Below are 20,043 nucleotides of genomic sequence, written 5' to 3' on the forward strand. Positions count from 1 at the left end.
TGCACGACACCACCGACCGGAGGATGCCCGTGGCCGTTCTCATGATCGCAGCGCTGCTGCTCGTCGGTGGCATCGCGTGGCGCGTCTCGCGCGCGCCCGGCTCGCCGGCCATGCGCCGCCGGGTGAACGCCGGCAGCGACCGGTACTTCGCGGAGCGGGACCTCGCGACCACCCTCGCGCTCGATGCGTCGGATTTCGCGGCGGGCGATCACGACGCGGCCGGCGACGGAAGCGACGGAAGCGACGGAAGCGACGGAAGTGATGGAGGCTCTTCGAGCGACGACTGACGATTCTCGCGCGCGGACCACGACCGCAACGGGTGGCGGCGTCGCCGTCGCGCTTCGCTTCGCCGTCCAACCAGCGTTCGGCGGACACGGATCCTATGGGCACTGAGATTCCGACGATCTACCATGCCATCGGCTGGGCGTGGGCCTTCGGCTGCGTCGCCGTGGTCCGGTATGCCTGCGCCCTACGCCACCTCGACCCCAGGGAGCCGCGCGCCCGGTGGCTGGCGCTGACGCGCGGCCCGCTCGCGCCACGGGCGGCCTTCACCGCCGTCGGCTGGCGCGCGCGGAACGAGGCGCTCGTCTTCGCCGCACCAGCGCTCCTCGCCGTGCTGGTCGGGTTGGCGCTCACGGCGTGAGCGACCAGCCGCCGAACGTAGCGTTGCAGCTGACGTGCGGGCCCTGGTGCGCCTCGGGGCTCCGCCTCGGCTCCATTGAATTCCTACGCCGCTGAACGTGGACGTTGGCCGCACACCACAACCCCTCCTCCCCCTCGCATGCGCCGCGCTGCTCGGATCGTCGGCGTGACCATCGGTCTCGTCGCCCTCGGCGCGGCCGCGGGTGCCGCCATCACGCTCGTCGGCCACATCACGATCATGCTGTCGGTGGGCCTGCCTCGCGGCCGCCTGGCCCACGCACTTCACTTGGCGCTCGACCCGGGCCTCCTGGGTCTCCTGCTGCCGCGCGGCGCGCTGCTCGGCGCGCTGGTCGGCCCGCCGGTGGCGTGGGCCCTGCTGCGGCGGGTGCCGATCGGCTGGGCGGCGCTCGGGGTGTCCGTCGGCGCCCTGATCGGCGGCGTCGGCGGCGATCTGCTCCTGAGCGCCGCGTTCCGGGGCGGGCCGGCGCCCATCCGCTTCGGTTGGCTCTGGTGTGCGGTGGGCGGGGTGGTGCTCGCGGCGCTGGTGCTCCGACGGCTGTTCGCCCCGGCCGCGCCGGCTCCCCCGACCGCACCGGCCGCCGTGGCGGCCAACGAGGAGCTGCAGTTGACGGAGGCGCGCCCCGCTCCAGCCGTGGCCATGGCTCCAGCCGCGCGCCTCCGCCGCTGAACGTGGGCGCCAGGTGGCGACAACCCCCTGAACACCGGGAGAGTATGACCGTGCCCAGGCGACGCGCTCGATCCTCGGCCGTGCTGCCGCTCGCCGGCGCAGCCTTCCCGCTCCTGCTCCTCGGCGGCTGCATTCCGCTGCCCGGCGGTCACGCCCTCACGCGTAAGATCGTGGCCGCCAAGGAGGGGGAGGCCACCCTGGTCGCCGACGATGGCGCGCGCTGCAAGGTGCCGCCCCGCACGTTCGCCGCCGTACAGCCGGGCGAGGAGCACGCGTGCGTCTGGAAGGAGGCCGACGGCGCGCCGGTGCCGACGCCGAGTGCCCCGCGCCCGCCGCGCCGGCTGCCGGGGCAGCCGCCCGCCCCCGAACGGACCGTTGCAGCTGACGTAGGCGCCTGGGGCTCGCCTCGGCTGCGCCTCGCCGCTCATGGTCTCCCGACGCATCTGAACGTGCGCGTTTGGCGGACGTACGGACCCCATCTTCCGGTCACACGATGAGGATCGCACTGAACGTCATCGGCGCCCTGTGCTCGATCATGGGTGCCGTCTGGATCCTGCAGGGAATCAACGTCCTGCCGGGTAGCTTCATGACCGGCCAGATGAAGTGGGCGGTGTACGGTGGCATCCTGCTGGTCGTCGGGGTCGGCCTGCTCATCCGAGGCAATCGACGCCGGGTCTGAGCGAGGCTGGGGCGCTCGGAGCAGCGACGATGCGTGCGTGAGCAAGCCAGCGCGGGCCGCGGCGCAGGCGCGCAGCCGAACGTGGGCGTCCGGCGGTCGCCGCGAGCCCGCGGCACTTCTTCGAGCACGGAGACGACGATGGCGGCCGGACCTCGCTTCGCGGAACCCGAGGTGGAAGCGCTGGACCGGGCGAAGATCCTCGGGGTGCGCTCCGGGACCGTCCACAAGCACACCGGCGTCTGGGTGGTGGTGGTCGAGCGCCGCGTGTTCGTCCGGTCGTGGAACGACAAACCGACGGGATGGCATCGCGCGCTCCGCGCGGAGCCACGCGGGAGCATCGTGCTCGGCGGAAAGGACGGGCGCGAGATCCCGGTCCTCGCGCGTCCGGTGCGGAGCGCCCGGCTCCGCAGCGCCGTCACGGCGGCCTACGCGCGCAAGTACCACACGCCAGCCTCGCAGCAGTGGGTGCGCGGTTTCGCGGAGCCGGAGCGGGAGGCGACGACGTTGGAGCTGATCCCGGCCGAGTAGGCAGTCCCACCCTCAGTGACGACGAGCATGCCCGATCCCGACGCACCGCTCCCGCCCTCGACGCCCCACCTCGTCGCGCGTGGCGTGCAGCTCCTGCTCGCCGCCGGCGCGCTGGCGTTCGTCGCGTCGCTGCTGCTCGGCTACGCGCGCGACGATCGGCCCGGCGTGCCGACGGTCGTCGTCGTCCCAGTGATGTTCGTCGTCATCGCCGTGCTCCGCCTCGTCGGTGAGGCTGGCGGCGGACGACGCGCGGCCACGGTGGTGCAGTGGCTGCTCGCGGGGCTGACCGTGCTGTACCTGCTGCTCGCGGCGCCCGGCGACTGAGCACGGGCGGCCGGGCTTGCCGCGGCGCGCCCTCGCGCGTCTCTTCCGGCAGTGGCCGACGCGGGCCCTCCGACCGAGCACGCACCGGGGCGCCCTGCTCCACGAGCCATGCATCGCTCCCTCACACCGCTCGCCGTCGCGCTCCTGGCCAGCGTCGCGACCGCTGACGACGCCCAGGCGCAGACGGCGCCCGACTCCGCACGGGACCGTGTGCTGAAGGAGGCCGGGCCGCCCGCGTGCCACGAGTCGGGGATCCGGCGCGCCGCGGTCATGGTGCCGCCCGGCCAGACGCGCGACCAGCTCCGCGCGACGCTCGCGCGCGGCGCGCTCTTTCCCGCGGGAACCGAGGTGGTCATCCTCGACGCCGGGCAGCTCACGCCGCTGCTCGACCCGGCGTTCCACGAGCGCATGAGCCGCACGTTCCGGCGCCTGTACAACGCCGACGTGAAGATCGACGGCACGCTCAGCGTGCTGCTCGTGCTGGATGCGGACGGCAGGGTGCGCGAGGCGCACCCGAACACGCGCAACAACCAGGTCAACCGCACGCTGGCCGAGACGTGGCTGGAGACGCGGTTCGCGCCGTACGTCATCGAGGGGTGCCGCGTCCCGGCGTGGGTGCACGTCCCGCTGTCGTTCCACACGACCGACCGGGGCCCGCACCGCGAGACCGACGTGCGCATGGGCGGACGCCCGCGCTGAGGCAGTCGTGCGCCGCCGCCGACGCCGGCGCTGCGCACCACGGCACGGGCGCGTCCGGCGCCACCGTGCCAGATTGGGAGCCGCACCGCACGCCGGACGACCACCCTCATTCGCCGAGAGCGCCCCATGCGGCCCACCCGCCTCCTCACGCTCGTCGCGCTCACGCTCGCCGTCGCGGCCACGCCCATCGCCGCGCAGCAGCCCGCGCCCGACGCCGCGCACCGCGCCGCCGTGCAGCGCCTCCTGCAGGTCACGCGCGTCCGCGAGATGACCGAGGGGAACATCGAGACCATGCTCGCCGCGCAGCTGCGCCAGATGCCGCAGCTCGCCCCGTACGCCGGCGTCCTGCGCGACTTCTACCGCGAGCAGATGGACTGGAAGGTCCTCGAGCCGGAGTTCATGCGCGTCTACCTCGAGGTGTTCACCGAGCCCGAGGTGCGCGAGCTGATCGTCTTCTACGAGACGCCGCTCGGCCAGAAGATGCTCACGAAGCTGCCCGCGCTGATGGCGAAGTCGAACGAGCTGTCGACGCGGCGCCTCCAGGCGGCGATGCCGCAGCTCATGGAGCGCATGCAGGCGGCGATGCAGGGCGGCGTCGTGCCCGGCACCCCGCCGAAGCCCGACTCGACGCGCCCGCCGACGTCGTAAGGCGGTCGTGAACGGTCACGCGCTGACGCGGCGCGAGTTCCTCGGCGCAGGTGCGGCGGCGATCGCCGGGCTGCCGCTGCGCGCGTCGGGCGCGATGGCGCAGCCTCGCACGCGCCTCATCCTGCTCGGCACCGGCGGCGGGCCCACGCCCAAGCCGAACCGCGCCGCGCCCGCGCAGGTGATCGTCGTCGACGGCGCGGCGTACGTGATCGACTGCGGCAACGGCGTGGCGCGGCAGCTCGTGCAGGCGAAGCTCAAGCTCGGGTCGATCCGCGGCGTGTTCGTCACGCACCACCACTCCGACCACAACGCGGACTACGGCAACCTCCTGCTGCTGGCGTGGGCGACCGACCTCGCGACGCGCGTCGACACGTACGGCCCGCCGCCGCTGGCCGCGATGACGCGGCAGTTCCTCGCGCTCAACGACGCCGACATCCGCACGCGCATCGCCGACGAGGGGCGCCCGCCGCTGCGCGACCTGATCGTGCCGCACGAGCTCCGCGCGGGCGGGCTGGTGCTGCAGGACGCGAACGTCCGCGTCACGGCGGCCCTGGTGGAGCATCCGCCCGTGGTGCCGTCGTTCGCGTACCGCTTCGACTGCCCCGGGCGCTCGATCGTGATCTCGGGCGACACGCGGCCGTCGCCGGCGCTCGTGCGGCTCGCGCGCGGCGCCGACGTGCTGGTGCACGAGGTGATGCACGTGCCGGCGCTCGAGCCGCTGATCGCCGCCGAGCCGAACGCCCGCACGCTGCGCGAGCACCTGCTGACGAGCCACACGACGACGGCGCAGGTCGGCCGCATCGCCACGGAGGCTGGCGTGCGGACGCTGGTGCTGTCGCACTTCGTGCCGGGCGGGTACCCCTTCGTCGGCGACGACGTGTGGCGCGACGCGGTGCGGCCGCACTTCGCGGGCGAGATCATCGTCGGGCGCGACCTGCTGGAGCTCTGATGGCGGAGGAGCGCCCGCGCGATATCCTTGGACGTGCGCGCCCCGCACGGTCCCCCGTCCGATCCCGTGTCCGATCCAGAGACCCTCGCTCGCCACTACGCGGCCGCACCCGACGAGGAGCTGCGTGAGGCGCGGCGTCTCGGGCCGGAGGCGTTCCGCCCCGAGGCCTGGCGCGTGATCCAGTCCGAGCTCGGTCGGCGGCAGCTCCGGCGGGTGCGCGAGCGGTCGCCCGCGGTCGCGCGGCCGCGGGGCGCGTCGCGCTCGGCACCCGAGCAGGGGTGGACGCCTGGCCTGCTGGTGGGACTCGCCGTCGCGGTGCTCGCGGTGGCCGGCACCCTGCGCCTCATGATTCGTGGCCCGGTGTACGGCGGGCGCGGCTCCGCGCAGCTGCTGGTGCTGCTGTTCTTCATCGTCTGGTTCGGCACCGCGCTGATCGTGGACTGGCGCCGGTGGTGGCCGGGGCGCCGCTAGCGGACGACGCATGCCCCTCCGCACCGTCGCGCTCCGCGCACGCTCGGCCTCGGGCGCGCCGATCACCGTGGTCCGCCACGACTGGGATCCCGCGCGGGTCGCCGTCGTCGTCTGCGACATGTGGAACACCACCCAGTGCGTCTCGGCCGCCCGGCGCGTCGCCGAGATGGCGCCGCGCATGAACGCGGTGCTCGCGCGGCTGCGGGACGACGGCGCGCTGATCGTGCACGCGCCGGCGGGGTGCATGGAGCACTACGCCGGCACGCCGGCGCGCGAGCGCGCGCTGCGCGCGCCGCGCGTGGAGTCCCCGGTCCCCATCGACTGGCACGACTGGGACGCATCGAGGGAAGCGCCGCTGCCGCCGGCGCTGGCGGACGAGACCCCGTGCGCCTGTCCGCCGGGCGATCCGTGCACGGCGGGCGGGCCGCCGTATCCGTGGACGCACCAGATCGACGCGATCGAGATCGCGCCCGTCGACGCCGTGACGGACAGCGGCGAGGACGTGCTCGCGCTCCTCGCCGCGCGCGGGATCGACGACGTGGTGGTGATGGGCGTGCACGCCAACCGGTGCGTCATGGGACGCCCGTACGGCATCCGGCAGCTGGTCTACTGGGGAAAGCGGCCGGTGCTCTGCCGCGACCTCACGGACGCCTACCATCGCGATCCACGCGGGCATCGCCACGGCAACGCGCAGATGGTCGCGCACGTCGAGCGCTACTGGTGCCCCACGCTGACGAGCGACCAGCTCGCGGGCGGCGCGCCCTTCGACTTCGCGGAGCCCACGCAGTGACAATCGACCGGTGCGCACCATGAGCGGATCCGAAGGACCGTCCCGCGACGCGCCCGACCCCACGCAGTTCGTCTGGGTGGAGGACGACGGCTCCGCCCGCGAGCTCACGCCCGACGAGCAGGAGTACCTCGGCACCGAGTTCCCGCCGGGCGACGGCGCGCGGCCCTACATCAAGTGGCGCTACGGCGCGCGCACCCCCGACGGTCGGCTGTCGGGGTTCCTGGAGCGCCGCAAGCTTCCCGCGCGCGTGGTCGTCCGTCCGCATGGCGGGTGAGCCGACGATGCCGGCCGACGACGCGCACGCGGTCCGCGCCGCGGCGGACGCGCTGCGCGCGCTACGGGCCCCGTGGGCGATCGCCGGCGGATGGGCGCTCGATCTCGCGCTCGGCCGCGTGACGCGCGCGCACGCGGACGTCGACGTCGCCGTCTTCCGCGACGACCAGGACGCGCTGCGCGCCGCGCTGCCCGACTGGCACCTCGACGCGGTCGTCGATGGCCGCCTCGTGCCGTGGATGCCCGGCACCCGGCTCGAGCTGCCGGTGCACGAGCTGCACGCGCGGCCGCCCGCGGGGCGCGGCGAGCCCCCGCTCGAGCTCCTGCTGAACGAGCGCGATGCGACCGACTGGGTCTATCGCCGCGACGCGGCGGTCCGCCTGCCGCTGGCGCGCGCGATCCGCGATGTCGGCGGCGGCCTGCGCGCGCTGGCGCCGGAGGTCGTGCTGCTGTACAAGTCGAAGGCGCCGCGCGCGGCGGACGATCGGGACTTCCGCGCCGCGCAGCCGCTCCTCGACGCCGAGGGGCGCGCGTGGCTGCAGGCGGCGCTGGTGCGCGCGGCGCCGGCGCATCCGTGGGCGGCGGCGCTCGCGGCGGACGAATGACGACGCGTTGCGGATGATCCACGAGCGGACGCGACGAATCACGCTGCTGTGCGCCGCTGCGTACGCGTGCAGCGTGGGCGCCGCCTTCTGGATCTCGCGTCGGCGGGACAGCTACCACTTCGCCTCGGCGGCCGAGCGTGCGGCGTGGCGGTGGAGCGCGCCGCCGGTCGCGTTCGTGTGTCTCCTCATGGCCATGGAGGCGCTGCTGGTGTGGGTGGTGCTCGTGGGCGGCGGGGGCTGGCCGCTCTGGAAGCGCGCGCTCGCCGGCAGCGCCATGCTGGTGCCGTGGACGATGCTGTCCGCCATATTCGTGCTGCACGGCACGGGCTACATCGCGTGGCACGTGCTGTGGCTCTGCGGCCTGCTGGCCGTGCTGCTCGTGAGCGCCCTGGGATCGCTCGCAATGGCCGCGCGCCGATGGATGCGGCGTTGCAGCTGACGAGCGTCCGGCTCCTCTGGCACCCGTGCGACCCGTGCAGCCCCGCCCCTTCCTCGATGCGCGACGCCGCGTCGCGCGCTGGGTCTCCATCGTCCTCCATCCGTTCGTCACCACGCTCGTGCTGGCGGGCGCGGTGGCGTCGGGAGACGGCGCGTCCGCCGCGCTGCGCACGACGGCCGTCGTCGGCGTGCTCTTCGTCCTCCCGCTCGGCGTGCTCACCGCGCGACAGGTCCGGCGCGGCGCCTGGAGCACCGTGGACGCGTCCCATCCGCGCGAGCGTCCGCTCCTCTTCGCGGTCGGGGCCGCGGGACTCCTCGCCCTCGCCGCGTACTTCGCGCGCACGCAGCCGGGATCGGCGCTGACGACCGGCACGATCGGCGTGCTGGCGATGGTCGCCGTCTGCGCGGCGGTGACGCCGTGGGTGAAGGTCTCGCTGCACGTGGCGGCAGCCGCGCTGGCGGCGACGGTGCTGCTCGGACGCGGCCACGTCCTCGGCGTCCCGCTGGCGGCGACGCTCCCGCTGCTCGGCTGGTCGCGCGTCGCGCTGGGACGCCACCGGTGGCGCGAGGTCGCGCTCGGGCTGGTCATCGGCGCGTGCACCGGCGCGCTCGTCACGCGCTTCGGGTAGCACACGCCGCGTGACGCGTCGTCGCCTCCTCCTCTGGCTCCCGCTCGCGTTCGCGCTGCACAACGCCGAGGAGGCGCTCACGCTCGCGCGCGCGTTTCCGGTCGTGCGCGAGCGCGCACCGGCGCTCGCCGTGGCCGTCCTCGGGCCTGCCGATCCGGGTCACGCGGTCGTCCTCACCGCGCTCGGCGTCGCGACGCTGCTGCCGCTCGTCGTGGCGCTGTGGGCGCTGGCGCGGCCGGCGTCGGTCGCCGCGCGCTGGGCGGTGCTGCTCGTGACGACGGCGTTCCTCGTCAACGCCGCGTCGCACGTCGCCACGGCGCTCTGGCTCCACGCCGGCCACCGCACGCCGACGCTCGGCGTCTGGTACGCGCCGGGGCTCGTGACCGCCGTGCTGGTCAACCTGCCGCTGACGCTCCACGTGCTGCGCCGCGCGGCGCGCGAGCGCTGGCTGTCGTCGCGGGGCCAGTGGCGCTGGCTGCTGCCGGCCGCCATCCTGCTCCACGGCCCGGGCGTGCTCGGCGCGTGGTGGCTCGGCCGCTGGCTGGGCGAGAGATGAGGAGACGAACATGGACCCAGGGCTCGCGATCCCCATCCTGCCGGCGCGCGACCTCCACGAGACGCGGGCGTTCTACGAGCGCCTCGGCTTCGCGACCGTGGGCTGGTGGCCCGACACGTTCGGCGGCTACGCGGTGCTGACGCGCGGCGACCTCGCGATGCACTTCTACCACGCGCCGGACGTGCAGCCGCACGCGAACCACGGCCAGTGCTACTGGTACGTGGCGGACGTCGCGGCGCTGCACGCCGACGCGGTGGCGGCGGGCATCCCGGCGACGGGAACGCCGCGCGTGACGTCGATCGACGAGAAGCCGTGGGGGATGCGCGAGTTCGCGCTGGCGGATCCCAACGGGAACCTGGTGCGCGTCGGGCAGCCGGTGCGCGCGGCGCCGGACGATCGAGCGCCGCGCGCGCCCTGACGTCGGGATGCGTCGGTGATCCGCCTGCCCTGGCCGTGTCGGGCGGCGCGGCACGTCCTCCTCGCGACTGTCGCGCTGTCGCTCGCCGGCTGCGCGTCGCTCACCGGCGACTGCGTCGCGATCGGCGTGTACGCGGTGAGCGTCACGGTGCTCGACGCGCAGACCGGCCAGTCGCCCGGGACCGCGACGCTCCTCGTGACCGACGGCGCGTTCCGGCAGGAGGGCATGGCCGTCACGACCGACGGTCGCCTGACGCTCGTCGCGGCGGTCGAGCGCGAGGGGACGTACGAGGTCACGGTGTCGGCGCCGGGCTACCGCGACTGGGTGCAGGCGGGCGTGACCGTCACGCGCGGCGGCCACTGCAACGCGCTCCGGGGCGTGCGGCTCACGGCGCGGCTCACGCGCGCGGCGACGACGGGGCAATCCGCCGTGCTGGCGCGTGGGCGCGCGCACCACGCATCATGAGGCGGCTCACCTCCTTCGTTCCCTCCGGCACTGGCTCACGAGACCTCGCGATGGCCATCATCCCGACCTTCCGCTGCCGCAGCATGCGGGCGTCGCTCGCGTTCTACACCGAGGTGCTCGACTTCACGCGCGTCGACGGCGACGACACCCTCGACGACCCGACCTTCAGCGTGCTGGCGCGCGACGGCGGCCACCTCTTCCTCTCCAGCCACCGCGGCGACGGCGCGTTCGGCGCGGTGGTCGCGATCACGACCGACGACGTGGACGCGGTGTTCCGCACCTACCGCGCGCGCGGCCTGCGGACGCCGGGGAATCCCGACGCGCCCGTGATGGTGCACGAGGGCCCCATCGACCAGACGTGGGGCACGCGCGAGTTCTACGTCGAGGATCCCGACGGCAACACGCTGCGCTTCACGCAGCAGCGCGCGCGGGCGTAGCACGCGCCACTGACACACGCACCGTGCGCGACCTCGACGACCTGTTCGCCGCGCTCGGCCGCTCGGCGTTCCGGCGCCGCTTCCGGCTCGACGCCCGCGACCGCGCCTACCTCGCCACGAAGGGGCTGCCCACGGTGCAGGCGCACGCCGCCGACTTCATCGCGCAGCGGCTCGCGCCGGCGGAGCCGCGCAACGACGGCAAGCAGACGCCCTTCCGCGGGCACCCGGTGTTCGTCGCGCAGCACGCGACCGCGACCTGCTGCCGCGGATGCCTCGCGAAGTGGCACGGCATCGCGAAGGGCCACGCCCTCACGGACGCCGAGCAGGCGCACGCGGTGGCCGCGATCGCGCGGTGGCTGGGCGAGCAGCGCGAGCAGCAGGTGTGACGTCAGACCGGCCGCAGCGGTCAGAGGGCGAGGCCCGCGCCGCGGGCGTGCTCCCCCTCCCCTCCCCGCATGCCCGACATCGGCGTCGCGCTGCTCTACTTCGCGGTCTTCCTCTTCTCGACGACGCTGCACGAGGCGGCCCACGCCTGGGCGGCGCTGCGCGGCGGCGATCCGACGGCGTACCACGGCGGGCAGGTCTCGCTCGATCCGTGGCCGCACGTGCGGCGCGAGCCGTTCGGCATGGTCGTCCTGCCGCTGATCTCGGTGCTCATCGCGGGCTGGCCCCTCGGCTTCGCGAGCGCGCCGTACGATCCCACGTGGGCGGAGCGGCACCCGCGCCGCGCGGCGTGGATGGCGCTCGCCGGCCCGGCGTCGAACTTCGCGCTCGTGCTGCTCGCGGGCGGGCTGCTGCGCGTCGGCGCGCTGGCCGGCGTCTTCACCGCGCCCGAGAGCATCACCTTCGGCGCGCTCGCCGCCGCCGACCTGGCGCACTGGGAGACGATCGGGCGCGTGCTGAGCGTCGTCTTCTCGCTGAACCTGCTGCTCACCGCGTTCAACCTGCTCCCGCTCCCGCCGCTCGACGGCAGCGCGGTGCTCGCGCTCGGCCTCGCCCCCGAGACGGCGCGCCGCTACCAGGGCTTCCTGCGCGGCACGCCGATGCTCGGCTGGATCGGCCTCTACGCCGCGTGGCAGCTGTTCGACGTCGTGTTCGACCCGATCTTCACGGGGGCGGCGAGCCTGCTGTATCCGGGCGTCACGTACGGCTGACCGCGCAGCGCGCATGTTCCGCCTGACGCGCCCCGACGCGCGCGCGATCGCGGCGTTCCTCGCCGGGCAGCGAGACGCCGCGTTCACGTACGACGCGGTGGGCGCGACGCGCGAGGGCGGTGCGCCAGCCGGCTACACGGTCGACCACAACCGGGTGCGGCTCGGCACCGGGCGCGCGACGTTCGAGCGCGCGCGCGACGCGCTGCACGCGTGGCGCATGCTGCGCCTCGGCTGGGCGTCCATCCAGCCGGCCGACGCGCCGATCGCGCCCGGGACGACGGTGGCCGTGGTCGTGCGCCACTACGGCTTCTGGTCGCTCAACGCGTGCCGCATCGTCCACGCGTTCGACGATGAGGCCGACGGCGTGCGCCGCGCGGGCTTCGCGTACGGGACGCTGCCCGCGCACGGCGCGGTGGGCGAGGAGCGCTTCACCGTCGAGTGGCACCGCGCGGACGACGCGGTGTGGTACGATCTGTACGCGTTCTCGCGGCCGCGCCACCTGCTGGCGCGGCTCGGCCGCCCGTTCGCGCGGGCGCTGCAGCGGCGCTTCGCGCGGGCGTCGAAGCAGGCGATGGTCGACGCGGCGGCGCGCTGACGCGTCTCGACGCGCGGGCGCGTCAGCGCAGCGTGAGGCGCCGCCCCTCCACCCACGCGGCGACCGCGTTGCGATGGAGCGGCGTGACGTTGTTGTAGCCGACGCCCGTGGCCGCCCAGGTGAGGCCGTACGGGCCGCCGGTGACGAGGTTCTGGTAGGTCGTGTTCACCTTGGCGAAGTACTCCGTCTGCGCCTTCGCCTCGTGGAAGCAGTCCACGATCGCCTCGCGGCTCACGATGTCGCAGCCCGCGACGTTCACGAACGCGGTGAACCCCTCGTCGTCGCGCCACGAGTGGAAGAAGCGGTGGAACTCGACCTGCGCGAAGATGTTCTCACCCGCGATGCCGAGGCTCCCGTACTCGGGGAAGGACTCGCCGCTGAGGCCCTGCACCTTCCCCGTGTCGAGGTATTTCCCCTCGAGCGCCATCAGGATCGTGCGCGCGCGGCTGTAGAGCACCAGCTTGAACTCGTGGTTGGGCAGCTCCAGGCGCGCGACGTACGGCGCGAACGGCGCCTTCACCTCGCCGTTCGGCTCCAGCAGCGCCGACTCCACCGTCTTCTTCCCTGCGAGCGCGCCGAGCACCGCGTTCGCGACCGGGGCGAGCGACGTCGGCGACAGCGTGATCTTGGGGAAGACGATCGACGCGTACGGGTTGGTCGCGACGCTGATGCCGGTGTAGAGGCAGTTGTCGGTGTTCTGCCGCCGGTACCACAGGCGGCCCCGCACCTCCTGCGTGGAGTACGGGTTCCACTCCTGGTCCATGCCGAGCGTCTTGATGCGGTGGTCGACGGTGACCTGCTGCGTGAAGCCGGGCGTCCGCAGCTCGCGCATCGTGCGCCGGTCCTCGGTGCGCCACACGAGCGGCGTGTGCACCGTCTTCTTCTGGATCTCCATCATGTACTCGATGCTCGCCACCAGCGACGACTGCTTCGCGCCCGACGCGTCGGCGGGCCACTGCATCCAGTCGAAGCCGAGGTCGAGCGCCGCGCGCAGGTGCGAGCGCAGCAGCACGTCGCCCGCGTTGCCCGGCGGATACGCGGCGCGCACGCTCCCGTGCCGCGGGATGGCGTAGCGCCGCGTCTCGAAGTCGTCGGGGCGCAGGAAGACGCGGTTGTAGAAGTCGAGCAGCAGCGCGCGGCCGGTGAACGCGGTCAGCGCCTTCTTCGACTCGTCGTTGATGATCTCGTCGAACAGGTAGCGCACCCAGAATTCCGGCGTGCCCTGCTCGATCGCGAGGTCCGCGACGTCGTGCTCGACGCCGCCGACCAGCGCCTTGCGCGGCGCGCCCTGCCGCTCGATGGGGCGCATCAGCGCGTCGCCGCCGAGGGTGCGCAGCGCCTCGAGGTCCGCGTCGATGAAGACGCCGGCGCCGGCGAGGCCGCGGGCCTGCTGGAGCGCCTGCTGCGCCTGCTGGGCGGCGAGCGCCTGCTTCTCCTTCCAGGTGAGCGTGGGGCCGCTGGGACGCTGCGGCATCCGCGGCGGTGCACCGCCGCCGCTCGGAGGCTGAATCGGAGGGCCCGTCATGGCACTGGGGGCGGAAGGGAGCTCCGTGCGGGTGTGCGACGCTAGGAGTGCCGGTCGGAGGTGTCAAGCAGCCTCGTGGCGCGCGCACGCTGGGTCGTTCTCCCCATTCATGCCCCGCGGCGAACCGGCATCGTACGACGCACGACCACCGACCACAGCACGCGTCCCGCGAGCACCGCGAGCACCGCGAGAGCATCCCGATGCCTACCCATACGTATCCGCACACGATCGACAACGGCGCCGGCGAGCGCCTCACCTTCCTGCGCCGCGTGCCCGGCCCGCGCGGCGACCGTCTCGAGGGGGAGAACGTCGTCGCGCCGGGCTTCGGCCCGCCGATGCACGTGCACCACTACCAGGAGGAGGGGTTCACGGTCATCGAGGGGCGCATCGGCTATCAGCGGCTGGGGGAGCCCGAGCAGTTCGCCGGCCCCGGCGAGTCGGTGACGTTCAAGCCGGGCGAGGTGCACCGCTTCTGGAACGCCGGCGACACCGATCTCCGCTGCACGGGCTACGTCGAGCCGGCCGACAACTTCGAGTACTTCCTCGGCGAGATCTTCGCGTCGGCGAAGCGCAGCGGCGGCCCGGCGCCGCACCCGATGGACGCGGCGTACCTGACGCGCCGCTACCGCAGCGAGTTCGCGATGCACGCGATCCCGGCGGCGGTGCAGCGCTTCGTGTTCCCGGTGCTCGTGGCGATCGGCACGATGCTGGGCCGCTACGCACGCTACGCGGACGCGCCGGCGCCCATCCGGCGCTGAGCGGCGGGCGGCCGCCGTCACAGCCCGCGGCCGATCCCCTTCGCCATGTTGACGATCGCCAGCGTGAGGAGGAGGTCGTCCGTGTGCGTGGCGGTCGCCAGCACGCCGGTGCCGACCCGCCCGGTCGGCCGCACCGCGCCCGCCTCGTGCAGGCGCGTCAGCAACGCCTTGCCACCCTTCTCGACTCCCTGCTTCTGGGTGGACTTCGAGAGCCACTTCGTGGCGACGGTGTCGGCGATGCTCTTCGCGGCGTCGGCCGGATCCATGCGGCCCACCAGCCGGCTCACGTCGAAGCCGAACGCGGTCGGTTGCTGCGTGATCTTGATCGGCACGCTGGCCCACTTGATGACCCGCTGCAGCGCCGGGAGCTTGAAGAAGCGGTCCACGAACGGGCCGCCGAGCTTCAGGCTCCCGATGGCGAGCGCGTCGCCGAGCGAGCGGCCCTCGATGAGCGCCACGCCGGCCTCCCACTGGGCCTGCAGGATCGCGACGACCGCCTCCTCGCGCACGGCGAGCGTGCGGCCGCCGAGCTTGAACGCGCCGAAGGCGAAGTTGCCGACGCCGTACACCACCGCCGCCCCGACGTTCTCGGTGTCCTCGTACTTGCCGTACCCCTTGAGCGCGGAAGCGCCGCCGAGCACCGCGAGCCCGGCCCCGCCGGTCATGATGGCCGCGCCCACCATCAGCCCGTCGGCGGACGTGTCCCGGAGGAAGCGCGCCGCCGAGACCGCGTCCTCGTACGTCTCGATCGCGCGGTGCATGCGGACGGTGTTCTCCGACTGCACCGCCGCCTGCAGGTCGAGGAAGGCGTTCGTGTAGCGCGTGGTCTGCTCCACCATGAATCGCAGCTGCCGCGCCATCTCGGGCACGCTCTGGACCGCCACCTCGGCGAGGGTGGCGAAGTCCTCGTCGCCGCGCTGGTTCACGGACGCGCGGACCCGCGTCCAGTCCACCTCGATGGACTTGATGTCGGGCAGCGACCAGCTGAGCGGTGAATACCAGGACGACTCGGACGTCGTCGTCACCTGCGCCAGCGTGTACCGCAGCACCGCGCGGTGGTATCCCCGGATGAGCCGCAGCACGACGTCCCAGTCGACCGCGTACTGCGCGTGATCGTTGTCCAGCAGCCAGTAGGTCATGGCCCAGCTCCGGCATCCGACTCACCAGGATCGGATTTCCAACGCATCGCTACACTACGACGGACCGCGATGGCGCGCCACGGCGCGTCGGGACGTCGAGCCGGGGGTTCCGCGGAGCGAGCCGCCGTCGCATCGTGCGGCACCCGCACCTTCCCCCGCCCCGAATGCCCCCTACCGAACACGACGCCGAGATCGCCGCGCTGGAGGCCGAGCTGCGCGCGGCGCAGCTGGGCGCGGACGTGGCGGCGCTCGACCGCCTGATCGCCGACGACCTGCTGTTCACGGGCCCCGACGGCGCGCTCGCCACCAAGGCCGACGACCTCGCGGCGTACCGCGACGGCGTGATGCGCGTGGCGTCGCACGAGCCCCAGGCCCTCCGCGTGCGCCGCGTCGGCGCGGACGTGGCGGTCGCCGCGCTGCGCGCGCGCATGACCGGCAGCTACGCGGGAACGCCGTTCGCGGGCGTCGCGCGCTACACGCGCGTGTGGGCGCGCGAGGACGGCCGCTGGCGCATCGTCGCGGGGCACGTGAGCGTGACGCCGCTCGACCCATCGTCGGCATGACGCGACGACTCGCGGCGGCGGCGCTCGTCCTCGCCGCGCGCGCGGCCGGCGCGCAGACGCCGGCGCCGGCCGCGCCGCCCGCCGCGTCGCCCGCCGCGTCGCAGAACCCCTCGCCGATGGTCGAGGCGACGCGCGCGCACGAGCGGCTCGCGCAGCGCGCGCTCGCGGGCAGCACGCGATCGTTCGCGGGCCCCGCGGGCCGGGCGGTCGAGCTGCTGGTGCCGGCACGCGTGCGCGACGCGGTGGACGTCGTCGTGCACTTCCACGGCGCGGCGTGGCTGCCGCAGCAGGCGGTCGCCACCAGCGCGCGCGACGCGGTGGCCGCGGTCGTCAACCTCGGCGCCGGCTCGGGCGCGTACCACCGCGCGTTCACCGACCCGGCGGCGTTCGACTCGCTGCTCGCGGGCATCGCGCGCGAGACGTCGGCCGCTGTCGGCGAGCCGGTGCGCGTGGGACGCGTGACGCTCGTCGGCTTCTCGGCGGGGCACGGCGCCATCCGCGCGATCCTGCGCGAGCCGCGGCACTTCGCGTCGGTGTCGGGCGTGCTGCTGCTCGACGGGATGCACACGTCGTACGTGCCCGAGGGCACGGTGCTCGAGAAGGGCGGCACGCTCGACACGACGAACCTCGCGGCGTTCGCGGAGTTCGCGCGGGCGGCGATGCGCGGCGAGAAGCGCTTCGTCGTCACGCACTCCGAGATCTTCCCGGGCACCTTCGCCAGCACGACCGAGACGGCGGACTGGCTGCTGCGCGCGCTCGGCCTGGCGCGGAAGCCGGTGCTGCGCTGGGGCCCGCGCGGGATGCAGCAGCTGAGCGAGGTGCAGGCGGGCCGCTTCGCGCTGCTCGGCTTCGCCGGCAACTCGGCGCCCGACCACATCGACCACCTGCACGCGATGCCCGAGCTGCTGGCGCGGGTCGTCGCGCGCTGACACGCGCACCGTCCATGGACTTCGACCTGCCGACCGCGCTGCCCGTGCTCGCGCGCACGCCGCACGCGCTGCGCGCCCTGCTCGCCGGGCTGCCCGCCGAGTGGACCGACGCGACCGAGGGCCCCGAGACGTGGAGCCCGTACGACGTCCTCGGCCACCTGATCCACGGCGAGCGCACCGACTGGATCGCGCGCGCCCGCATCATCCTCGCGCAGGGCGCCGACCGCCGCTTCACGCCCTACGACCGCTTCGCCCAGTTCCGCGAGAGCCAGGGCAAGTCGCTCGGCGACCTGCTCGACGAGTTCGCCGCGCTGCGGGCCGAGAACCTCGCGACGCTGGAAGGATGGCGGCTGACGGACGCGCAGCTCGCGCTGGAGGGCGAGCACCCCGCGTTCGGCCCGGTCACGCTGCGCCAGCTGCTCGCCACCTGGGTCGCGCACGACCTGGGGCACGTGGCGCAGGTGGCCCGCGTGATGGCGAAGCAGTACCGTGACGCGGTCGGGCCGTGGCGTGCGTACCTTCCCGTGCTCGACCGCTGATCCCTCCGCCCGCCCACCCACCACCTCCCGCTCCGGAGCGTCCCATGTCCGCCCGCTGGTATCGACCGACGGTGATCGCGTGCGCGCTGTCTTGGTTCATGGTCGGGCTGCACGTGCCGGCGCTGCACGAGATGACGCACCACGGCGGCTCGCCGGCGCCCGTCGTGCTCGCGGCGACCGCGCTGCTCGCGATCGTGGGGATCGCCGGGCTGTGGGCGCTGCTGCGCGTGCGCGCGTCCTGACCGCATGGCCGGGCCGCACGCCGACGCTCCGCTCGACATCGCGCCGGAGCCCATCACGGGCCCGGTCGCGGGCGCGCTCATCGCCGCGCTGAACGCCGAGCTGTCGGCGCGCTACCCGGAGCCGGGCGCGACGCACTTCCGGCTCGACGCCGACGAGGTGGCGCCGGGCAACGGCGCGTTCCTCGTGGTGCGCCGCGCGGACCGGCCCATCGGCTGCGGCGCGCTGCGCACGCTGCGCGACCCGGCGCTGCTCGCGGCGCTGGGGCCGCGCGTGGGGGAGCTGAAGCGCATGTACGTCGCGCCCGAGGCGCGCGGCCACGGCGTCGGGCGCGCGCTGCTCGCGCGGCTGGAGGACGAGGCGCGCGCGCTCGGCCTCGCGCGCCTGGTGCTGGAGACGGGCACGCGGCAGCAGGAGGCGCTCGCGCTCTACCGCCGCGCGGGCTTCGCCGAGATCGCGCCGTACGGCGAGTACGCGGCGTCGTCGACGACGAGCGTGTGCATGGCGAAGGCGCTGTGACGATCCTCGGCCTCGTCGGCGGGCTCGGCCCCGAGTCCACGATCGACTACTACCGCCGCATCCTCGACGCGTGGGCGCGCGAGGCGCCGGGCACGTCGCCGTCGCTCGTCATCGACAGCCTCGACGTGCTGCACGGGCTGCGCCTGGTCGCAACCGACCGCGCCGCCTTCATCGCGTACCTGCGCGCGTCGGTGCAGCGGCTCGCCGGCGCGGGCGTGGACTTCATCGCGATGACCGCCAACACCGCGCACCTCGTGTTCGACGAGCTGGCGGCGGAGGCACCGGTGCCGATGCTCAGCATCGTCGAGGTGTGCGCGCAGGAGGCGCACGCGCGCGGCCTGCGGCGCCTCGCGCTGCTCGGCACGCGCTTCACGATGGAGGGCCCGTTCTACCCCGAGGTGTGCGCGCGCCACGGCATCACGGTCGTGCCGCCCGAGGCGGCGGCGCGCGAGTGGATCCATGCGCGCTACGTGGGCGAGCTGCTGCAGGGCGACTTCCGCGACGAGACGCGGCAGGGCATCGTCGCGATCGTCGAGCGCCTGCGCGACGCGGCGGGGATCGACGGCGTCATCCTCGGCGGCACGGAGCTGCCGCTGCTGCTGCGCGCGGAGACCGTCGCCGGGCTCCCCACGCTCGACACGACCGCGCTGCACGTCGCCGCGATCGTCGCCCGCCTGCGCGCCGCCACGTGACGATCGAGATCCGCGGCGCGGACGATCCCGCCTCGCTCGCCGCGGCGCGCGCGCTGATCCGCGCGCACATCCTCGCGCACTCCACCGCCCACGACGCGGAGGCGGCGGAGCGGATCGTGGAGGCGCTGCCGGCGCCGTACGTGGCACTGTGGGTGGCGTGGCGCGGCGACGAGGCGCTGGGCTGCGTGGCGCTCCACGCGCTGGCGCCCGACACGGCGGAGCTGAAGCGCATGTACGTGCGCCCCGAGGCGCGCGGGCGCGGCGTTGCGCGGCGGCTCACCGAGCACGCGATCGCCGAAGCGACCGCGCGCGGGTGCGTGCGCCTCCGGCTCGGCACGCTGACGACGATGCATGCCGCGCAGCGCCTGTACCTCAGCCTGGGCTTCGCCCGCATCGCGCCGTACCGGCCGGTGGAGTTCGGCGAGACGTGGTTCTACGAGCGCGCGCTGGGCGACCCGGCGGACGGCGCGCGGCGCTGACGCTGGCGCGCGGCGCCGATCTCCCCATGTTGGGGGACGCGCCGCGGACGGGCACGACGTCGTCCCCGCCCGGCGCCCCGGCCCTCCGCCCAGGAGCCTCCATGGCGACCCGGCAGAACTTCTCCGAGCCCCAGCGCCAGTCGGCGTTCGAGGCGAACGCGCACTGGCTCCGCGACCACCGCGTCACCGGCGTCGAGCTGGCGCTGGCGTTCGAGCCGCTGCGGCAGCGCGGCCAGGTCTACTACTGCGAGAACTGCCTGTTCTGCCACAGCGACCAGGTGTACTTCGACATCGACCACCTGGTGCCGGACCGCAGCTTCCGCCTCTGGCAGAAGCACGTCGACGCGCGCGAGCCGATCAACATGGTCGTGCTCTGCAAGTCGCTGGAGCGCGGGGACCTCGGGTGCAATCAGTCGAAGGGCGCGCGGCTGTTCGTGCCGCCCGAGCGCGGGCTCGCGCTGTCGCGCACGGACCTCGACATGAACTGCTTCCCCGTGCGCCAGCGGCCGCGCGAGTGGGAGGTGGCGCGCGGCGCCTAGCGACGCCCTAGGTCGTGTCTGACAATCCAGCCAGCGGTTCATAGCTTCGAGGGACGCTGGCTGGAGGTGCGCATGGGGTTGGCCGCCGACACGAACTGACCGACGCGGCATGGGCAGTGCTCGCGCCGTTGTT

General features: G+C 74.2%; 34 protein-coding genes. 32 read left to right on the forward strand and 2 right to left on the reverse strand.

Going from position 1 to position 20,043, the window contains the following annotated elements:
* The first annotated feature begins 29 nt into the window (after positions 1-29).
* From rosag_RS12050 to rosag_RS12160, 23 genes are all read left to right on the forward strand, one after another.
* The gene (locus rosag_RS12050) at positions 30-287 is read left to right on the forward strand and encodes a hypothetical protein (protein ID WP_284350388.1); all 258 of its coding nucleotides are present in this window, start codon (positions 30-32) and stop codon (positions 285-287) included.
* Positions 288-382: 95 nt separating this feature from the next.
* Positions 383-643 (forward strand): hypothetical protein, encoded by a 261-nt coding sequence (locus rosag_RS12055; RefSeq protein WP_284350389.1) that lies wholly within the window; start codon positions 383-385, stop codon positions 641-643.
* A gap of 138 nt (positions 644-781) precedes the next feature.
* On the forward strand, positions 782-1,330 hold the full coding sequence (locus rosag_RS12060) for a hypothetical protein (RefSeq protein WP_284350391.1): 549 nt from the start codon (positions 782-784) through the stop codon (positions 1,328-1,330).
* 80 nt (positions 1,331-1,410) lie between these two features.
* Positions 1,411-1,827, forward strand: a complete 417-nt coding sequence (locus rosag_RS12065; protein ID WP_284350392.1) for a hypothetical protein — start codon at positions 1,411-1,413, stop codon at positions 1,825-1,827.
* Positions 1,824-2,009, forward strand: coding sequence for a hypothetical protein (locus rosag_RS12070; protein ID WP_284350393.1), 186 nt, complete (start codon positions 1,824-1,826; stop codon positions 2,007-2,009). The genes rosag_RS12065 and rosag_RS12070 overlap by 4 nt, the downstream gene beginning before the upstream one ends.
* A 138-nt stretch (positions 2,010-2,147) precedes the next feature.
* On the forward strand, positions 2,148-2,537 hold the full coding sequence (locus rosag_RS12075) for a DUF2255 family protein (RefSeq protein WP_284350394.1): 390 nt from the start codon (positions 2,148-2,150) through the stop codon (positions 2,535-2,537).
* A 27-nt stretch (positions 2,538-2,564) separates the two neighbouring features.
* A complete protein-coding gene (locus rosag_RS12080) occupies positions 2,565-2,861 on the forward strand; it encodes a hypothetical protein (protein ID WP_284350395.1) in 297 nt (98 codons plus the stop codon).
* Between the two features lie 108 nt (positions 2,862-2,969).
* Positions 2,970-3,560, forward strand: a complete 591-nt coding sequence (locus rosag_RS12085; RefSeq protein WP_284350396.1) for a hypothetical protein — start codon at positions 2,970-2,972, stop codon at positions 3,558-3,560.
* A 126-nt stretch (positions 3,561-3,686) separates the two neighbouring features.
* On the forward strand, positions 3,687-4,208 hold the full coding sequence (locus tag rosag_RS12090; protein WP_284350397.1) for a DUF2059 domain-containing protein: 522 nt from the start codon (positions 3,687-3,689) through the stop codon (positions 4,206-4,208).
* 7 nt (positions 4,209-4,215) lie between these two features.
* On the forward strand, positions 4,216-5,157 hold the full coding sequence (locus rosag_RS12095) for an MBL fold metallo-hydrolase (protein WP_284350398.1): 942 nt from the start codon (positions 4,216-4,218) through the stop codon (positions 5,155-5,157).
* Between the two features lie 66 nt (positions 5,158-5,223).
* A complete protein-coding gene (locus tag rosag_RS12100; RefSeq protein ID WP_284350399.1) occupies positions 5,224-5,628 on the forward strand; it encodes a hypothetical protein in 405 nt (134 codons plus the stop codon).
* Between the two features lie 10 nt (positions 5,629-5,638).
* Positions 5,639-6,418, forward strand: a complete 780-nt coding sequence (locus rosag_RS12105; protein ID WP_284350400.1) for a cysteine hydrolase family protein — start codon at positions 5,639-5,641, stop codon at positions 6,416-6,418.
* 19 nt (positions 6,419-6,437) lie between these two features.
* Positions 6,438-6,692, forward strand: a complete 255-nt coding sequence (locus rosag_RS12110; protein WP_284350401.1) for a hypothetical protein — start codon at positions 6,438-6,440, stop codon at positions 6,690-6,692.
* 7 nt (positions 6,693-6,699) lie between these two features.
* Entirely contained in the window at positions 6,700-7,296 is a 597-nt protein-coding gene (locus rosag_RS12115; RefSeq protein WP_284350402.1) for a nucleotidyltransferase domain-containing protein, read from the forward strand.
* 73 nt (positions 7,297-7,369) lie between these two features.
* Positions 7,370-7,735 (forward strand): hypothetical protein, encoded by a 366-nt coding sequence (locus rosag_RS12120; RefSeq protein WP_284350403.1) that lies wholly within the window; start codon positions 7,370-7,372, stop codon positions 7,733-7,735.
* A 34-nt stretch (positions 7,736-7,769) separates the two neighbouring features.
* Positions 7,770-8,363 carry a hypothetical protein gene (locus rosag_RS12125; protein ID WP_284350404.1) on the forward strand — a complete coding sequence of 198 codons (594 nt, stop codon included), beginning with the start codon at positions 7,770-7,772 and terminating at the stop codon, positions 8,361-8,363.
* Positions 8,364-8,373: 10 nt separating this feature from the next.
* Positions 8,374-8,919, forward strand: coding sequence for an HXXEE domain-containing protein (locus rosag_RS12130; RefSeq protein ID WP_284350405.1), 546 nt, complete (start codon positions 8,374-8,376; stop codon positions 8,917-8,919).
* A gap of 10 nt (positions 8,920-8,929) precedes the next feature.
* Positions 8,930-9,337, forward strand: a complete 408-nt coding sequence (locus rosag_RS12135; RefSeq protein WP_284350407.1) for a bleomycin resistance protein — start codon at positions 8,930-8,932, stop codon at positions 9,335-9,337.
* A gap of 15 nt (positions 9,338-9,352) precedes the next feature.
* Positions 9,353-9,802 carry a PEGA domain-containing protein gene (locus rosag_RS12140; RefSeq protein ID WP_284350408.1) on the forward strand — a complete coding sequence of 150 codons (450 nt, stop codon included), beginning with the start codon at positions 9,353-9,355 and terminating at the stop codon, positions 9,800-9,802.
* A gap of 50 nt (positions 9,803-9,852) precedes the next feature.
* Positions 9,853-10,239, forward strand: coding sequence for a bleomycin resistance protein (locus rosag_RS12145; protein WP_284350409.1), 387 nt, complete (start codon positions 9,853-9,855; stop codon positions 10,237-10,239).
* Positions 10,240-10,262: 23 nt separating this feature from the next.
* Entirely contained in the window at positions 10,263-10,625 is a 363-nt protein-coding gene (locus rosag_RS12150; protein WP_284350410.1) for a DUF4186 domain-containing protein, read from the forward strand.
* A 69-nt stretch (positions 10,626-10,694) separates the two neighbouring features.
* Entirely contained in the window at positions 10,695-11,393 is a 699-nt protein-coding gene (locus rosag_RS12155; RefSeq protein ID WP_284350411.1) for a site-2 protease family protein, read from the forward strand.
* Positions 11,394-11,406: 13 nt separating this feature from the next.
* Positions 11,407-11,988 (forward strand): DUF1990 domain-containing protein, encoded by a 582-nt coding sequence (locus rosag_RS12160; protein WP_284350412.1) that lies wholly within the window; start codon positions 11,407-11,409, stop codon positions 11,986-11,988.
* Positions 11,989-12,010: 22 nt separating this feature from the next.
* Here rosag_RS12160 and rosag_RS12165 read toward each other — a convergent pair whose 3' ends face one another.
* Positions 12,011-13,462, reverse strand: coding sequence for a hypothetical protein (locus rosag_RS12165; protein ID WP_284350413.1), 1,452 nt, complete (start codon positions 13,460-13,462; stop codon positions 12,011-12,013).
* A 251-nt stretch (positions 13,463-13,713) separates the two neighbouring features.
* Between rosag_RS12165 and rosag_RS12170 the strand changes: the two genes are divergently transcribed.
* Entirely contained in the window at positions 13,714-14,271 is a 558-nt protein-coding gene (locus rosag_RS12170; RefSeq protein WP_284350414.1) for a cupin domain-containing protein, read from the forward strand.
* Positions 14,272-14,288: 17 nt separating this feature from the next.
* On the opposite strand, the gene rosag_RS12175 is transcribed toward rosag_RS12170, so the two are convergent.
* Positions 14,289-15,410 (reverse strand): hypothetical protein, encoded by a 1,122-nt coding sequence (locus tag rosag_RS12175; RefSeq protein WP_284350415.1) that lies wholly within the window; start codon positions 15,408-15,410, stop codon positions 14,289-14,291.
* Between the two features lie 164 nt (positions 15,411-15,574).
* Here rosag_RS12175 and rosag_RS12180 point away from each other — a divergent pair, with 164 nt between their 5' ends.
* The 8 genes from rosag_RS12180 to rosag_RS12215 all read left to right on the forward strand — a co-directional run bounded on the left by rosag_RS12180 (position 15,575) and on the right by rosag_RS12215 (position 19,910).
* Positions 15,575-15,973, forward strand: a complete 399-nt coding sequence (locus rosag_RS12180; RefSeq protein WP_284350417.1) for a nuclear transport factor 2 family protein — start codon at positions 15,575-15,577, stop codon at positions 15,971-15,973.
* Entirely contained in the window at positions 15,970-16,902 is a 933-nt protein-coding gene (locus rosag_RS12185) for a hypothetical protein (RefSeq protein WP_284350418.1), read from the forward strand. Before rosag_RS12180 ends, rosag_RS12185 begins: the two co-directional genes overlap by 4 nt.
* Positions 16,903-16,916: 14 nt before the next feature.
* Positions 16,917-17,441 (forward strand): DinB family protein, encoded by a 525-nt coding sequence (locus tag rosag_RS12190; RefSeq protein ID WP_284350419.1) that lies wholly within the window; start codon positions 16,917-16,919, stop codon positions 17,439-17,441.
* A gap of 44 nt (positions 17,442-17,485) precedes the next feature.
* The gene (locus rosag_RS12195) at positions 17,486-17,683 is read left to right on the forward strand and encodes a hypothetical protein (protein WP_284350420.1); all 198 of its coding nucleotides are present in this window, start codon (positions 17,486-17,488) and stop codon (positions 17,681-17,683) included.
* Positions 17,684-17,687: 4 nt separating this feature from the next.
* Positions 17,688-18,200 carry a GNAT family N-acetyltransferase gene (locus rosag_RS12200; RefSeq protein ID WP_284350421.1) on the forward strand — a complete coding sequence of 171 codons (513 nt, stop codon included), beginning with the start codon at positions 17,688-17,690 and terminating at the stop codon, positions 18,198-18,200.
* The gene (locus rosag_RS12205; protein ID WP_284350422.1) at positions 18,197-18,892 is read left to right on the forward strand and encodes an aspartate/glutamate racemase family protein; all 696 of its coding nucleotides are present in this window, start codon (positions 18,197-18,199) and stop codon (positions 18,890-18,892) included. The genes rosag_RS12200 and rosag_RS12205 overlap by 4 nt, the downstream gene beginning before the upstream one ends.
* Positions 18,889-19,371 (forward strand): GNAT family N-acetyltransferase, encoded by a 483-nt coding sequence (locus rosag_RS12210; RefSeq protein WP_284350423.1) that lies wholly within the window; start codon positions 18,889-18,891, stop codon positions 19,369-19,371. The genes rosag_RS12205 and rosag_RS12210 overlap by 4 nt, the downstream gene beginning before the upstream one ends.
* Before the next feature lie 101 nt (positions 19,372-19,472).
* Positions 19,473-19,910, forward strand: a complete 438-nt coding sequence (locus rosag_RS12215; RefSeq protein ID WP_284350424.1) for a hypothetical protein — start codon at positions 19,473-19,475, stop codon at positions 19,908-19,910.
* Positions 19,911-20,043: the final 133 nt, after the last annotated feature.

Origin of the sequence: Roseisolibacter agri (assembly GCF_030159095.1) — a bacterium.
In the GTDB taxonomy this organism is placed as follows: Bacteria; Gemmatimonadota; Gemmatimonadetes; order Gemmatimonadales; family Gemmatimonadaceae; genus Roseisolibacter; species Roseisolibacter agri.